This window comes from Comamonas thiooxydans, from assembly GCF_002157685.2.
GTDB classification, from domain to species: Bacteria; Pseudomonadota; Gammaproteobacteria; order Burkholderiales; family Burkholderiaceae_C; genus Comamonas; species Comamonas testosteroni_H.
This window is the reverse complement of sequence record NZ_AP026738.1, coordinates 5,150,684-5,164,950: the sequence shown is the minus strand read 5'-3', so window position 1 is coordinate 5,164,950 and position 14,267 is coordinate 5,150,684. Positions and strand designations below refer to the sequence as shown.

The 14,267-nt window shown below is 60.7% G+C and carries 13 protein-coding genes; all 13 read left to right on the top strand.

From position 1 onward, the window contains the following. Window positions 1-37 precede the first annotated feature (37 nt). Entirely contained in the window at window positions 38-1,045 is a 1,008-nt protein-coding gene (locus tag CTR2_RS24065; protein WP_087080405.1) for a Bug family tripartite tricarboxylate transporter substrate binding protein, read from the top strand. 168 nt (window positions 1,046-1,213) lie between these two features. Next, window positions 1,214-2,977 carry an acyl-CoA dehydrogenase family protein gene (locus CTR2_RS24060; RefSeq protein ID WP_087080407.1) on the top strand — a complete coding sequence of 588 codons (1,764 nt, stop codon included), beginning with the start codon at window positions 1,214-1,216 and terminating at the stop codon, window positions 2,975-2,977. Between the two features lie 96 nt (window positions 2,978-3,073). Further along, window positions 3,074-3,634, top strand: a complete 561-nt coding sequence (locus CTR2_RS24055; protein WP_087080408.1) for a MarR family winged helix-turn-helix transcriptional regulator — start codon at window positions 3,074-3,076, stop codon at window positions 3,632-3,634. Window positions 3,635-3,684: 50 nt separating this feature from the next. Then, window positions 3,685-4,563 carry a diaminopimelate epimerase gene (dapF, locus tag CTR2_RS24050; protein WP_087080410.1) on the top strand — a complete coding sequence of 293 codons (879 nt, stop codon included), beginning with the start codon at window positions 3,685-3,687 and terminating at the stop codon, window positions 4,561-4,563. Next, the gene (locus CTR2_RS24045) at window positions 4,560-5,273 is read left to right on the top strand and encodes a DUF484 family protein (protein WP_003069020.1); all 714 of its coding nucleotides are present in this window, start codon (window positions 4,560-4,562) and stop codon (window positions 5,271-5,273) included. The genes dapF and CTR2_RS24045 overlap by 4 nt, the downstream gene beginning before the upstream one ends. A 24-nt stretch (window positions 5,274-5,297) precedes the next feature. After that, complete coding sequence (locus CTR2_RS24040) at window positions 5,298-6,344, top strand: tyrosine recombinase XerC (RefSeq protein ID WP_087080412.1); 1,047 nt, start codon at window positions 5,298-5,300, stop codon at window positions 6,342-6,344. A 210-nt stretch (window positions 6,345-6,554) separates the two neighbouring features. Next, window positions 6,555-7,670: a CobW family GTP-binding protein gene (locus tag CTR2_RS24035; RefSeq protein WP_087084433.1), complete on the top strand. Its 1,116-nt coding sequence runs from the start codon at window positions 6,555-6,557 to the stop codon at window positions 7,668-7,670. Window positions 7,671-7,924: 254 nt separating this feature from the next. Beyond that, window positions 7,925-8,668, top strand: coding sequence for an RNA polymerase-binding protein DksA (gene dksA / locus CTR2_RS24030; protein WP_003069012.1), 744 nt, complete (start codon window positions 7,925-7,927; stop codon window positions 8,666-8,668). Between the two features lie 46 nt (window positions 8,669-8,714). Next, on the top strand, window positions 8,715-10,442 hold the full coding sequence (locus tag CTR2_RS24025) for an STAS domain-containing protein (RefSeq protein WP_087080414.1): 1,728 nt from the start codon (window positions 8,715-8,717) through the stop codon (window positions 10,440-10,442). Window positions 10,443-10,590: 148 nt separating this feature from the next. Continuing rightward, on the top strand, window positions 10,591-11,136 hold the full coding sequence (hslV, locus tag CTR2_RS24020) for an ATP-dependent protease subunit HslV (protein WP_003051248.1): 546 nt from the start codon (window positions 10,591-10,593) through the stop codon (window positions 11,134-11,136). A 76-nt stretch (window positions 11,137-11,212) separates the two neighbouring features. Next, window positions 11,213-12,532: an ATP-dependent protease ATPase subunit HslU gene (hslU, locus tag CTR2_RS24015; protein WP_176391580.1), complete on the top strand. Its 1,320-nt coding sequence runs from the start codon at window positions 11,213-11,215 to the stop codon at window positions 12,530-12,532. A gap of 354 nt (window positions 12,533-12,886) precedes the next feature. Next, entirely contained in the window at window positions 12,887-13,315 is a 429-nt protein-coding gene (mraZ, locus tag CTR2_RS24010) for a division/cell wall cluster transcriptional repressor MraZ (RefSeq protein ID WP_003051254.1), read from the top strand. Between the two features lie 9 nt (window positions 13,316-13,324). Further along, on the top strand, window positions 13,325-14,254 hold the full coding sequence (gene rsmH, locus CTR2_RS24005; RefSeq protein WP_003081144.1) for a 16S rRNA (cytosine(1402)-N(4))-methyltransferase RsmH: 930 nt from the start codon (window positions 13,325-13,327) through the stop codon (window positions 14,252-14,254). Window positions 14,255-14,267 lie beyond the last annotated feature (13 nt).

Sequence of the window (14,267 nt, the reverse complement as noted above, 5' to 3'; positions counted from 1 at the left end):
CCTGCATATAGCGATCGAACAATAGAGGAGACAAACCATGCAAGATCGTCGCAATTTCGTCAAAGGCCTGGGCGCTGGTGCAGCGCTGGCCGCATTCGGCAGCATCGCTGGCCGCAATGCTTATGCACAGGGTAGTGGACCGCTGGAGCAGGTGCGCATTCTGTACGGCTTCCCCGCAGGCAGTGCCGGTGACTCGGTGGCGCGCCGCGTGGCCGAAAAGATCGGCGGCACCAGCTACTCCAAGAACATGGGCGTGGTGGAAAACAAGCCCGGTGCCGGTGGCCGCATCGCACTGGAGAATCTGCGCAACTCCGTGGGGGATGGCTCGGTCATCGTGCTGTCCCAGGTCTCGGCCTTCTCCATCTACCCGCATATCTATAGCAAGCTGACCTATCAGGCCAAGGATTTCGAGCCGATTTCGATTGGGGCCATCATGCACCACGGTCTGGCGGTCGGCCCCGCCGTGCCGGCCGAGGTCAAGACGCTCAAGGATTTTCTGGCATGGTGCAAGAACAACCCCGACAAGGCCAGCTTCGGCAGCCCCGGTGCCGGTACCCAGCCGCATCTGATTGGCTCCCTGCTCAGCCTGCGTTCGGGCATCAAGCTCAGCCATGTGCCTTACCGCGGCACGGCGCCTGCAGTGTCCGACCTGGCCGGTGGTCAGATTGCTGCCGTGATGGGCCCCAGCGGCGACTTCCTGAGCTACTACAAGGCCGGCAAGCTGCGCGTGCTGGCCACCAGCGGACCTCAGCGCAACCCCTATCTGCCCAATGTGCCCACCTTTGCCGAGCAGGGCTTTGCCGACCTGACGGCCGAGGAATGGTTTGGCTTTTATGCCAATGCCAGGACGCCCGCCGATGTGCGTGCACGCGCCCATGCGGCCATCACGGCAGCGCTCAAGAGCGATGCGCTCAAGGAAAGCGTGGGGGTGGTCGGCCTGATTGCCACCAGCTCCACGCCCGAGGAAATGGCCCGTTCGCAGCAGGCCGAGTTCGAGCGCTGGGGCCCTCTGGTCAAGCAGATTGGCTTTACGGCTGATACCTGATCACCCCCAGAGCCGCTTTGCGGCTTCCCCCTCTCTCGCAGCGCGGGAGGGAGATGATGCCCTCGCTGCGGGGCGGCCCTTGCTTGGCATCCCTGGCTTGGGCCGCGCTTCGGCATGAATGGGGCAGCCTTTAGAGATTTTTATTTGCTGCTTGGCAGCCGGTTTTGTATGTCCTATTTGCCCGCCAGCGCCGATAACGCTTTTCTTCTTTTCGATGTGCTCAAGGCCGATGAGCAGCTGCAGCAACTGCCTGTGCATGCCGCAACAGACCGGGGGCTGATGCAGCAGGTGCTGGAGGAGGCCGGCAAATGGGTGGGTGAGGTGGTGGCGCCGTTGTCGCGTGAAGGCGATGAGGTCGGCGTGCAGTTTGCAGCGGGCAAGGTCACCACGCCGCCTGGATTTGCCCAGGCATATCAGGACTTCTGGCAGGCGGGCTGGCCTGCACTGGCCTGTGCCGAGGAGGACGGCGGCCAGGGGCTGCCCTGGGTGCTGGAAGGCGTGCTGTACGAATGGCTGAGTGCCGCCAACCATGGCTGGACCATGGCGCCGGGCTTGCTGCATGGTGCTTATGAGTGCCTCAAGCACCATGGCAGCGATGCGCTCAAGGCCGCCTATCTGCCCAAGGTGGCCAGCGGCGAATGGCTGGCAACCATGTGCCTGACGGAGGCCCATGCGGGCAGCGATCTGGGACAGGTTCGCAGCCAGGCTGTGCCGGCTGGCGTGTCCGAGTTGGGCGAACGCTTCGAGGTCAGTGGTAGCAAGATTTTCATTTCGGGGGGCGAGCATGATCTGAGCGAGAACATCGTGCATCTGGTGCTGGCGCGTCTGCCGGGGGCAGCCGCAGGGCCCAAGGGCTTGTCGCTGTTTCTCGTACCCAAGCTGTTTCCAGGTGGCGAGCGCAACCGCGTGGTCTGTGAGCGCATCGAGGAAAAAATGGGCCTGCATGGCAGCCCCACCTGCGTGATGCGCTTTGATGGGGCTGCAGGCTGGCTGATCGGTCAGCCGGGCGCGGGACTGAACGCCATGTTCGTCATGATGAATGCCGCGCGTCTGCATGTGGCGCTGCAGGGCATAGGTTTGCTGGATGCGGCATGGCAGAAGGCCCATGCCTATGCGCTGGAACGCCGCCAGATGCGCGCACCGGGGGCGGTGCCGGACTCGCGTGGCCCGAATGATGCAGCGGATCTGATCATCGAGCATCCGGCTATTCGCCGTACGCTCGATCTGCAGCGTGCCTGGGTCGATGGCGGGCGTGTGCTCGCCTACCAGACCGGTATTTATCTTGATGTGGCGCGACATGCCGAAAGCGCTCGTGAGCGTGATCAGGCCCTGCAGTGGTGCAGCCTGATCACGCCCGTGCTCAAGGCAGCCTGGACCCAGCAGGCGTTCGAGGGCTCCAGCGCCTGCCTGCAGGTATTCGGCGGCCATGGCTACATCCGCGAGTGGGGCATAGAGCAGATCGTGCGTGATTCGCGCGTGGCCATGATTTACGAAGGCACGAATGAAATTCAGGCCATCGATCTGCTGGTGCGCAAGGTGCTGCCGGACGGTGGTCAGGTCATGGGTCAATGGCTGCTGGGCCTGCGCAAAAGCCTGGATGCAGGTCGGGCGCTGGATGCAGAGGTGCTGCGCTGCCTGGCCCAGTTGCGCTACTTCACCACGGTGCTGGCACAGGCCTGCAAGGAGGATGACACCCTGGCCTGGCGCGTGGCCGACGACTATCTGCGCTGCGTGGCCGTGGTGCTGCTGGGCTGGGCGTGGGCACGTATTGCGGCCACAGCGGGGGAGGATAGTGAGCGCTGGCGAGGCCCCTGCAAGCAGGTGCAGCAGCGCATATTGCCCGAAATGGACTGGCGTCTGACTCTGATGAAGGCGCAGTGGGCGCAGGCTTCCGTCGTACACGGCAACCAGCTGTTCAGCCCTGCTCACTGACCAAAAAGGCTGCAAGATGCAGGCAAGACCGGCACAATTGCAGTCTTTTCATCGCGCTCCTGGATTGCTCTTTTGCCTTCGAAGTTGACATCGCCAATGCTCGCTCACAAGACTGCTGAACCAGACTCCAAACTTGCACGTTCTTTGCGCGGCACGCGCTCCAGAGAGGCGGGTTTGGACATCCCGGGCTCGGGGCAGGAGCCCAGGGAGAGTGCCGAGGTTTTTGCCGTCGATCAGGTCAATGCCAGTTTTCTGGAGTCCCTGCTGGGCTACAACGCCAGGCGCGCCTCGCTGGCACTGGTGGGAGTTTTCATGCGCTGCATGGAGCGTTTTGACCTCAAGATCGTCGAGTTCTCCGTGCTGTCTCTTGTGGGCAGCAATCCGGGCATCACCTCGCGTCAGCTCTGTCAGCAACTGGCCGTGCTGCCGCCGAATATGGTGGGCATGATCGATGCGTTGGGCAAACGTGGCTTTCTGGAGCGGCGTCCGCACCCGCGAGACGGCCGCGCCACGGGTCTGTATCTGACCGCTGCAGGGCGCGAGCTGGTGGATACGGCCGAGCCCGAGCTCAAGAGCAGCGAGACCCGTGCCATCGCGCATCTGAGTGCTGCTGAGCAGGTGCAACTCATGGAGTTGTTGCAAAAGCTGTATCGCTGATCCCATGGCCTGGCGCAGATCCTGCGCCCGGCGCGATAATGTGAGGCATCATGCAGATTCGCTTTACCAAGATGCAAGGTGCGGGCAATGACTTTGTCGTGCTCGACGAAACCCAGGCTCGCCTGGGCTTGAGCACCGCCCAGTACCGCTACCTGGCCAATCGTCACTTTGGCGTGGGTGCCGACCAGATCCTGACGGTGCGCCCGGCACCCGCAGAGGGCGTGGACTTTGAATATGTCATCCACAACGCCGACGGTGGCGAGGTCGAGCAGTGCGGAAACGGCGCACGCTGTTTTGCGCGCTATGTACATGACAAGGGTCTGACCGACAAGAGCGTGATCCGCGTGCAGACCCTCTCGGGCGTCATCGCCCCCGAAATTCATGGCAATGGCCGCGTCACGGTCGATATGGGTGCGCCCCAGCTGGATCCGGCCAAGGTGCCGTTCACGACCGACGGTCTGCAGGTCGAAACTCTGGGTTCGACACAAAAATGGCCTCTGACGCTTGATACGCCTGTGCAGCCAGCTACAGTCTGGATAGCAGCCGTTTCCATGGGCAACCCGCACGCGGTGCAACTGGTGGACGACGTGAATGCCGCTGCGGTGGAGGTCCACGGACCGCTGATCGAAAGCCACGTCCGTTTCCCTCAGCGTGTGAACGCCGGCTTCATGCAGATTCTCAACCGTGCTGAAGTCCGCTTGCGTGTCTATGAACGTGGTGCCGGCGAGACCCTGGCCTGCGGTACGGGGGCTTGTGCCGCCGTGGTGGCCGGCATTGGCTGGGGGCTGCTCGACCAGCGTGTCGATGTGCATACCCGCGGCGGTCTGCTGACCATTGAATGGGCTGGCGGTGCGCACGATCGCGTGCGCATGACCGGCCCTGCCGAATTTGTTTTTGAAGGCCAGATCGACATACCTGATACCTTATGAACAGCTTGACCGATACCGCCATGACCGAAGAGTCGATTGCCGACTACCTTCAGGAAAACCCCGATTTCTTCGAGCGCCATGCCGAGATGCTGACAGGCGTGCGTTTGATCAGCGGCCATGGCCCACGTGCCGTCAGCCTGCAGGAACGTCAGGCCGAGATGCTGCGCGAAAAGATCAAGGGTCTGGAGCATCGCATCATGGACATGGTGCGCCATGGCAGCGAGAACGCTTCCATCGCCAACAAGATTCATCAGTGGACCCATGCCCTGGTCAAGGTGCAGGACCTGCGCGAGCTGCCCCATGCGCTCACCGCCAGCCTGCAGCACACGTTTGATGTCCCCCAGGTCGCACTGCGTCTGTGGAATGTGGCGGGCGCGCACAGCGGCACCGTCTACACCATGGGAGTCAGCGATGATGCCAAGGCCTTTGCTTCGTCTCTGACCATGCCGTTCTGCGGCCCCAATATGGGCTTCGAACCCGTGACCTGGCTGCCCAACCCCAATGCGGTGCAGTCGGTCGCGCTGCTGACCCTGCATGACGGTGCCATGGACAGTACTTCCAACGCCTTTGGCATGCTGGTGCTGGGATCGCCCGACCCGTTGCGCTTCGATGCCACCATGGGCCTTGAATTCCTTTCACGGATCTCCGAGCTGGCCAGTGCCTCGCTCTCGCGCATGCGCGCTCCTGCGCTGACGCTGGCGCACGGCTGAGGCTGCAAAAGGGGGTAGATACCGATGCAAGAGCGCGAGCAGCCCTCTTTTGAGGAGCAGTACGCGCAGCTTCCGGAAGTTGTCCACAGCTATCTGGAGCATGTGCGTGTGCAAAAGCGCCTGGCCGAGCGCACGCATACGCTGTATGCGCTGGACCTGATCAAGCTGCAGAGCTTTGCACAGGCGGCAGCTCGGGAGCTTTTGACGCTGCAACCCTCGCATATCCGCCGCTTTGCTGCGCAAATGCATGGCGCCGGCCGCAGTGCACGCGGTATCGCACTGATTCTTTCGGGCTGGCGCAGCTTTTTCCGCTGGGCGGCCCAGCGGGAGCTGGTCCCTTTCAATCCCGTGGAGGGTGTGCGCGGCCCCAAGGCTGCCAAGCCTCTTCCCAAGGCTCTGGCGGTGGACGATGCCGTGCAATTGGCCAGCTTTCAGAATCCCGAAGCTGATCCATGGATGGAGGCGCGTGACGTCGCCATGACCGAGCTGCTCTACAGCTGTGGCTTGCGTGTGGCCGAACTGGTGGGGCTGGATCTGCGCCCCGACCAGAATAGCCGGCATGAAGGCAGAGGCTGGATTGATCTGGAGGCGGGTGACGCCCATGTTCAGGGCAAGGGCAGCAAGCGCCGCATCGTGCCCGTGGGGCGAATGGCAATCGAGGCCTTGCAGCGCTGGCTGGCCCTGCGCAGCAGCGGGCTGGTCGGGACTGCACAGCTCAAGGCACAGGACGAAGCTGCCTTGTTCGTTGGTCGCCGGGGCGAGAGGCTCAGCGCCCAGTCGGTCTGGTCACGTCTCAAGCAGCGAGGCCAGCAGGCGGGGCTTGCGACCGGCGTGCACCCGCATGTGCTGCGTCACTCCTTTGCCAGTCATATGCTGCAGTCCAGTGGCGATCTGCGTGCCGTGCAGGAGCTGCTCGGGCATTCCAGCATTGCCACCACGCAGATATATACGCGACTGGATTTCCAGCATCTGGCCCGGGCCTATGAAAAAGCCCACCCGCGTGCCCAGCGCAGTGGCGTCGGAGAGACGCCCGCTCCATTGCGCATGCCGGACGACGAAGAGCAAAACTGAAGAGTCCTGATTTGATAGCTTGAAGTGATTGTTGAGTATGTGATGGAGGTGATTTTTTGCTGAAATTTCTGCCATCCCTGCTGCCCATGCGCGCTTGAAAGCACCGCTACACTCCCCAGCTGTTATCACCGGAGCGCGCATAGGGATGCGCCGCCCGTGTTTTTTGGACAGCCGCATGTGGCGGCTGGCCGCAGCAAGAGGTTTCAACGCATGGCTCTCATTCCTGTCACCATCCTCACGGGCTTTCTAGGCTCGGGCAAGACCACGCTGCTCAAGCGCGTGCTGCACGAATCCCACGGCATGAAGATTGCCGTGATCGAGAACGAGTTCGGCGAGGAGAACATCGACACCGACATTCTCAAGACCGAATCCAAAGAACAGATTCTGCAGATGAGCAACGGCTGCATCTGCTGCACCATCCGCGAAGACCTGCGTGAGGCTTTGCAGTTGCTGGCCGCCAAGCGCCGCAAGGGGCAGGTGGACTTCGACCGCATCGTGATCGAGACCACTGGCCTGGCCGATCCCGGTCCTGTGGCCCAGACCTTCTTCATGGATGACGAGATCGCCGAGACCTATCTGATCGACTCCATCATCACGCTGGTGGATGCCAAGCATGCCAACCAGCAACTCGACGATCGCCAGGAAGCACGCCGTCAGGTGGGCTTTGCCGACCAAATGTTCCTGTCCAAGACCGATCTGGTGACGGATGCGGAAAAGGAGGCGCTGATCCATCGCCTCAAGCACATGAACCCGCGCGCGCCCATCCGTGCCGTTCATTTTGGCGATGTGCCCCTGAGCGAAGTGTTCGACCTGCGTGGCTTCAACCTGAACGCCAAGCTGGACATCGACCCCGATTTCCTCAAGGAAGATGATCACGACCACGATCATCACGACCACAGCGCTTGCGACCATGACCATGGTCAATGCGAACACGATCATGAACACCAGCACGACGAGCATTGTGGCCACGACCACCATGACCACGAGCATGGCGAGCACTGCAATCACCCACATCACCATCATCACGACGATGACGTGAAGAGCTTTGTCTACCGCGCCGATCGCGCGTTCGACCCGGCCAAGCTGGAAGACTTCCTGGGCGCCATCGTCAATATCTACGGCCCCAAGATGCTGCGCTACAAGGGCGTGCTCGACATGAAGGGCACCAGCCGCAAGGTCATCTTCCAGGGCGTGCACCAGCTCATGGGCAGCGATCTGGGTCCCGAGTGGGAAGCCGATGAAAAGCGAGTCAGCAAAATGGTCTTCATCGGCATTGATCTGCCTCAAGACATTCTTCTCCAGGGACTGGATCAATGTCTGGTGTAAACCCTGGGTTTAGGGGCTGTTTCGGCGAAAGCTAACGGTTTGCTGACAATGACTGACGGCCTGCCAAGCAGGCCGTTTTGTTTGTCTGTTATTTCTCGCAAACTGGCCGAAACAGGCACAGGCTTTGTTGCAAATTGTGGGGTATGTGCAACGGAGCCGGGCTGGGGGGACTGGCGTGGCTACAATGCCGGCCCTAAAGAGGGTGTTGGAGCAATCCGGCCCTGCAAGGGCTCTGTACTGTAAGGAGACAGGACGTGACCGCTGTGAAAAGTAATCTGCCCAAGGCCGCAGCCAAAGCTGCGGCAGCGGCTGTGCACCCCCGCAGCGTCGAGACCTCTTTGGTGGACGCCGCGTTGGACAACCCGGTGCTGGTACCTGCAGCAGCGGGAGAATCTTCCAAATCGTCCAGATCCAAGCGTTCTGCATCGCCTCCAGCGCGGCAGCCTGAAACAGATGTTCCGCCCTTGGCAGCTTCGGCAGTCAAGGCTGCGGCAACCATGAGAGATACGAAAGCAATGACCAACACAAAGCAAGCTGTGCCCAAGAAAGATCCCAAGCTGGCCAACGCCTGGAAGACCAAGTCGGTAGAGGAGCTGACCGATGCTGAAGTGCTGGCCATGTCTGATGACGATTACATGAACGATGCCCAGCTGGCCTACTTCCGTCGCAAGCTGGTCGCGCTCAAGAACGATATGCATGTGAATGCGGGCGAGACTGCGGAAAACCTGCGTGAAGACACCGTCGTGGTGCCCGATCCCGCCGATCGTGCCACCATCGAGGAAGAGCACGCTCTCGAGCTGCGCACCCGTGACCGCGAGCGCAAGCTGCTCAAGAAGATCGACCAGTCCATTGCCCGCATCGATGCCGGCGACTACGGTTACTGCGACGAAACCGGCGAGCCCATCGGGGTGGGACGGCTGCTGGCTCGCCCCACGGCTACACTGTCGCTGGAAGCCCAGCAGCGCCGTGAACTCAAACAGAAGATGTACGGCGATTGATCTGCGTCAGGCGTTGGCGGGGCTGCAGGCAGCAAAGTAGAGGACCATGGCAAAAGAAGAAAACAAGTCGGGAGGGTTGCTGTCCAAGGTGGTGCGTTTTGTGCGCCACCCGACCGTGAATTGGTCCGATTTGGAGAATCTCAACCAGGAAAGCGAAGAAAGCCAGTACAGCAAGCAGGCGCTCAAGGAGATGCTGGAGCGCAAGCGCCAGAACGACTTTGTGCGAAAGCGCGAGTTTGACCAGCTGCGCAAGCTGCGTCAGGCTCAGTTGTCCAAGACGGCGGTGACTGCCAGGGCCCCACTCGAGACGCCGACCCCGCTGGCACATTCCTCTTTTTTGCAGACTGCTCAAAGCTCCGTGCCGGGCGAGCGCGCAGAAACCATCAAGAAGATCGACGAGATCGAAGCGCAGATGGCCCAGCAATGGTGGCGCGGCAAGCTGGCCGCTGATGCCGCCACCATGCCGCTGCAACTGCCCGAGGGCGGAAGCAGCATGCCTTCGGTATTTAAAAGCCAGCCGCTTTCGATCAGCACGTTACCTCTGCTTCAGGATGTGCTGCCAAGCGATCTGGAGCTGCCGCAATCGGGGCGGCAGGGCAATCCTGTTGCTTTGCCGGGCCTGCGTGGCGAGACGGACTTTTCGCCGGCGTTTGCCACGACCGAGGTCTCCGCTCCAACCGATATCAACATGGTTCCGCCGTCCTTTGCGCGCTTCGAGCATGATGCCGCGCTGGAGGATGCTGCGATTGTCTTTGCCAGCGGTGACAGCGTCGCAGCCGAGACCAGTCTCAAGGCCTTGATTGCCGAGCGTGCTCAGGATACGCCGTCACAGTTGCAGGTCTGGCTGGCACTGCTGGACATGTACCGCGCAGCAGGCATGCAGGCTCAGTTTGAAGACGCTGCCATGGACTTTGTAGCGCGCTTCGGTCGTTCGGCCCCGCAATGGTTTGTGATGCCGCAGCAGGCGGGCAGGCTTAGCGAAACCGCGCCGGATGCCGCAGCAGTACAGACCGGCTTTCGCTGGCAGGCTCCTGTGCATTTGGATGAGCCTGGTTTCAAGGCGCTGCTGGCCAGCAAGGCGCGCAGCGTCGGCAGCTCGGTCATGGACTGGAGCGTTCTGGAGAGCCTCGACCCCGGCGTGAAGAAGCCGCTGCTGGATGCGGCACAGCAATGGGCCGACGAAAAGGGATCACTGGTTTTTGCCGGTCATGAAAGATTGCAGGCCGTGCTCAGCAAGCACACCCCTTCCGGTGATCGAGCCGTCGATCAGGACTGGTGGTATTTGCGTCTGGCCATACAGCGCCTGATGCATCTGCAGGACGAATTTGAGCTGACGGCGCTGGACTATTGCGTGACCTACGAGCTGTCGCCACCCTCGTGGGACGATCCGGTTTGTGCGTATTCGAATGAAGGGCAGGCGCAGAACCTGCGTGCCCAGGATAGCCGGCTCTTGGGGCCGGAGACGATTCAGCCCGGCATGCTTTGGAAGGAGCATCAGCCGCGTTTTGCGCTGCAAGGTGTGATCGACGGCGATGCATTGCCCTGGCTGGCCGAGGTTCAGGAAAAGGCCAAGCTTGGCGAAGCCATTGCCATTGACTGCGCGCGCCTGGTGCGCATGGACTTTGCTGCCGCAGGCTCGGTGCTGAACTGGGCTGCGCAGATGCAGGAGCTGGGTCATGTGTTGCAGTTCAGTCAGTTGCACCAGTTGCTGGCGGTGTTCTTCAATGTTGTTGGCATTCAGGAACATGCACAGGTGATCCCAAGGAGGGACTAGCTCCCTGAATGGCTACGCCGCCTCCCCTCTAAGAGGCTGTGTCTCTGGCCGGAGTCGGGCCGTTTGAGGCCTTATCCACGGCAAGCCCTGCAAATTTAATTTTTCTGGGCCTCTTGAGGTCGATCTTGTCTGTCCCCATCTGCTCCAGATGGAACAGTTTCACGGCACCACCATTTTGAGCGTGCGCCGCCAGACTCCCGAGGGCGTGCAAGTCGCCATCGGCGGTGATGGTCAGGTCACATTGGGCAATATCGTCATCAAGGGCACGGCGCGCAAGGTGCGCAAGCTCTATCACGGCAAGGTGCTGGCGGGTTTTGCGGGGGCAACCGCAGATGCCTTCACGCTGTTCGAGCGCTTCGAGGCCAAGCTGGAAAAACACCAGGGCAATCTGACCCGCGCCGCGATCGAGCTGACCAAGGAATGGCGTACCGACCGCGTGCTGCGCAAGCTCGAAGCCATGTTGGCAGTCGCTGATGCGACGACTTCGCTCATCATCACCGGCAATGGCGACGTTCTGGAGCCCGAACAGGGCATCGTGGCCATCGGCTCCGGCGGTGCCTATGCGCATTCCGCCGCCAAGGCCTTGCTGAACAATACCGAGCTGTCGGCCGAGGATGTGGTGCGCAAGTCCCTGGCGATTGCCGGCGAGCTGTGCATCTACACCAATATGAATCACACGATCGAGACGCTGTAAGCACTCGTCTATCCAAATTGATAGCTTCTGGCGCTTTATGGATGGGCGCCAGAGGCATATTTGACTGAGAATTCACATGTCTTCTGCCATGACTCCCCAGGAGATCGTCTCCGAGCTGGACAAGCACATCGTCGGCCAGCATGGTGCCAAGCGCGCGGTGTCGATTGCATTGCGCAATCGCTGGCGCCGCCAGCAGGTGCCCGAGGGCCTGCGCCAGGAAATCACGCCCAAGAACATTCTGATGATCGGCCCCACGGGCGTGGGAAAGACGGAGATCGCCCGCCGCCTGGCAAAACTCGCCGATGCTCCCTTCATCAAGGTCGAGGCGACCAAGTTCACCGAAGTGGGCTATGTGGGCAAGGATGTGGACGCCATCATCCGCGATCTGGCCGAAGTTGCCGTCAAGCAGACGCGCGAGTCGGACATGAAGAAGATGCGCGCCCGCGCCGAAGATGCTGCTGAGGAGCGCATTCTCGATGTGCTGATCCCGCAGGCCCGCACCGGCGAAGTACCGGCAGACAACACGGCGCGTCAGGTTTTCCGCAAGAAGTTGCGCGAAGGTCAGCTTGATGACAAGGAGATCGAGATCGACATCGCCGAGCAGATGCCTCAGGTGCAGATCATGGGTCCCCAGGGCATGGAAGAGATGGCCGAGCAGTTGCGTGGCATGTTCAGCCATATGGGCCAGGAAAAGCGCAAGACGCGCAAGCTCAAGATCGCCGAGGCCCTGAAGCTGCTGACCGATGAGGAAGCAGCAAAGATGGTCAATGAGGAAGACGTCAAGACCCGCGCCATTGCCAATGCCGAGCAAAACGGCATTGTCTTCATCGACGAAATCGACAAGGTGGCGACGCGCCAGGAAACCAGTGGCTCCGATGTATCGCGTCAGGGTGTGCAGCGCGACCTGCTGCCCTTGGTCGAAGGTACCAGCGTCTCGACCAAGTATGGTGTGGTCAAGACAGACCACATTCTGTTCATCGCTTCGGGTGCTTTCCACCTGTCCAAGCCCAGCGATCTGATTCCCGAGCTGCAGGGGCGCTTTCCCATTCGGGTGGAACTGGAATCTCTGTCGGTACAGGACTTCGAGGCGATTCTGATGCAGACTCACGCCTCCCTGGTCAAGCAATATCAGGCGCTGCTGGCGACTGAAGGCGTGACTCTGGAGTTCAAGCCCGAGGGCATCACGCGTCTGGCAACGATTGCCTTTGACGTCAACGAGAGTACCGAAAACATCGGTGCACGGCGTCTGTCCACAGTGATGGAGCGTCTGCTTGACGAAGTCAGCTTCGACGCGGCCAGGCTTTCGGGGCAGACCGTGGTGATCGATGCAGCCTATGTGGATCAGCGTCTGCAGGTGCTGAGCAAGGATGAGGATCTGTCGCGCTTCATTCTTTGAAGAACCGAGCGCTTGAAGCGAGCTGCCCGCCTGTGCGGGCAGTTTGCATTTGTAGGAGAAGGTCGAGACTTAAATCAGTTCTTTCCATTGAATTGAATGGTTGCAATTGACGCCTCCTAATGAGAGTCCACTTGCATTGACTTTGCTAAGTGCTTGTAAAGGAAAGATATTTTCAGAATAAGGCTTTTCTTTTTCTCTCTAAGTGCTTGATTTCATTGCAAATAATTGTTCCTTCGGGTTTGGATTCACCTTAAATTGCTGATACAGTGCAAAAAAGTGCAATTAAGTGGTGAAAGCTGCCCTCGTGCCCATTTTTGGGGAACGAGCGGCTCCAGATGACCGGAGTAACTTGCCGTGTTTCAAGGGGCGTCTTCGCTGAATCTCGATGGAAAGGGGCGGCTCTCAGTGCCGACCCGGCATCGTGACGCCCTTTTGTCCTTGGCGGAGGGGCAGGTCACTTTCACCAAGCATCCCGATGGCTGTCTGTTGCTGTTTCCGCGCCCCGAGTGGCTGCAGTTTCGCGAACGCGTCGCGCAACTGCCGATCACGGCTCAGTGGTGGAAGCGGATTTTTCTGGGCAATGCCATGGATGCGGAGATGGATGCAACCGGTCGGCTGCTGATTTCGCCCGAGTTGCGTGAGGCCACAGGTCTGACCAAAGAGGTCTTGATGCTGGGTATGGGGGCGCATTTCGAGGTCTGGGACAAGGCCACTTATGAAATGCGCGAAGCGGAAGCGCGCCAGCAACCGATGCCGGCGGCTTTCCAGGATTTTGTTTTGTAGGAAGTGCTTGTGAATCAGCCGTTGCAACATATCACCGTCTTGCTGGATGAGGCCGTGGACGCCCTGCTGGGTGGTGCCGCCGAGCCGCCCGCCGGCCAGTGGGTCGATGCGACGTTCGGTCGAGGCGGTCATTCCCGGCTCATTTTGCAAAGGCTCGGGCCGGACGGGCGCTTGATCGCGTTCGACAAAGACCCGGACGCAATTGCTGAGGCGGCGCGCATCACCGATGCGCGTTTTTCGATTCGGCATGAAGGATTTCGCCATCTGGGCGAACTGCCCGAAGGCAGTGTGCAGGGCGTGTTGATGGACCTGGGGGTGAGCTCGCCCCAGATCGACAACCCGGACCGGGGCTTCAGCTTCCGCTTTGACGGCCCCCTCGACATGCGCATGGACACCACGCGTGGTCAGAGCGTGGCCGAGTGGCTCGAAGATGCGGAAGTGCAGCAGATTGCGGAGGTGATACGTGACTACGGCGAAGAACGGTTTGCTGGCCCCATTGCAAAGGCGATTGTTGCTCGGCGCGAAAGCCAGGGCCCATTACGCACCACTGCCGAGCTGGCCCAACTCGTGGCTGGCGCGGTCAAGACCCGCGAGGCTGGGCAAAACCCGGCAACACGGACCTTCCAGGCTCTTCGGATTTTCATCAATGCCGAACTTCAGGAGCTTGAGCAAGCGCTAGAAGCCAGTCTGCGCGTGCTGGCTCCCGGCGGCCGTCTGGCCGTGATCAGCTTCCATTCGCTGGAAGATCGCATCGTCAAGCAGTTCATTGCCAAGCATTCCAAGGAGGTCTACGACCGCCGTGCACCGTTTGCGCCTCCCACGCCCATGCGTCTGAAGGCGCTGGAGCGCATCAAGCCCAGTGCTGCCGAGGTGGATGCCAATCCCCGTTCGCGTTCCGCCGTGATGCGCGTCGCCGAGCGCACCGAGGTGCCTGCATGATGCATCGCCATGC

Bases quoted from the DNA above. Each gene is read 5' to 3' on its own strand.
- CTR2_RS24055 (WP_087080408.1), top strand. From the start codon at position 3,074: ATGCTCGCTCACAAGACTGCTGAACCAGACTCCAAACTTGCACGTTCT.
- CTR2_RS24045 (WP_003069020.1), top strand. From the start codon at position 4,560: ATGAACAGCTTGACCGATACCGCCATGACCGAAGAGTCGATTGCCGAC.
- CTR2_RS24025 (WP_087080414.1), top strand. From the start codon at position 8,715: ATGGCAAAAGAAGAAAACAAGTCGGGAGGGTTGCTGTCCAAGGTGGTG.
- CTR2_RS24035 (WP_087084433.1), top strand. From the start codon at position 6,555: ATGGCTCTCATTCCTGTCACCATCCTCACGGGCTTTCTAGGCTCGGGC.
- dapF (WP_087080410.1), top strand. From the start codon at position 3,685: ATGCAGATTCGCTTTACCAAGATGCAAGGTGCGGGCAATGACTTTGTC.
- CTR2_RS24060 (WP_087080407.1), top strand. From the start codon at position 1,214: ATGTCCTATTTGCCCGCCAGCGCCGATAACGCTTTTCTTCTTTTCGAT.
- hslU (WP_176391580.1), top strand. From the start codon at position 11,213: ATGTCTTCTGCCATGACTCCCCAGGAGATCGTCTCCGAGCTGGACAAG.
- CTR2_RS24040 (WP_087080412.1), top strand. From the start codon at position 5,298: ATGCAAGAGCGCGAGCAGCCCTCTTTTGAGGAGCAGTACGCGCAGCTT.
- CTR2_RS24065 (WP_087080405.1), top strand. From the start codon at position 38: ATGCAAGATCGTCGCAATTTCGTCAAAGGCCTGGGCGCTGGTGCAGCG.
- hslV (WP_003051248.1), top strand. From the start codon at position 10,591: ATGGAACAGTTTCACGGCACCACCATTTTGAGCGTGCGCCGCCAGACT.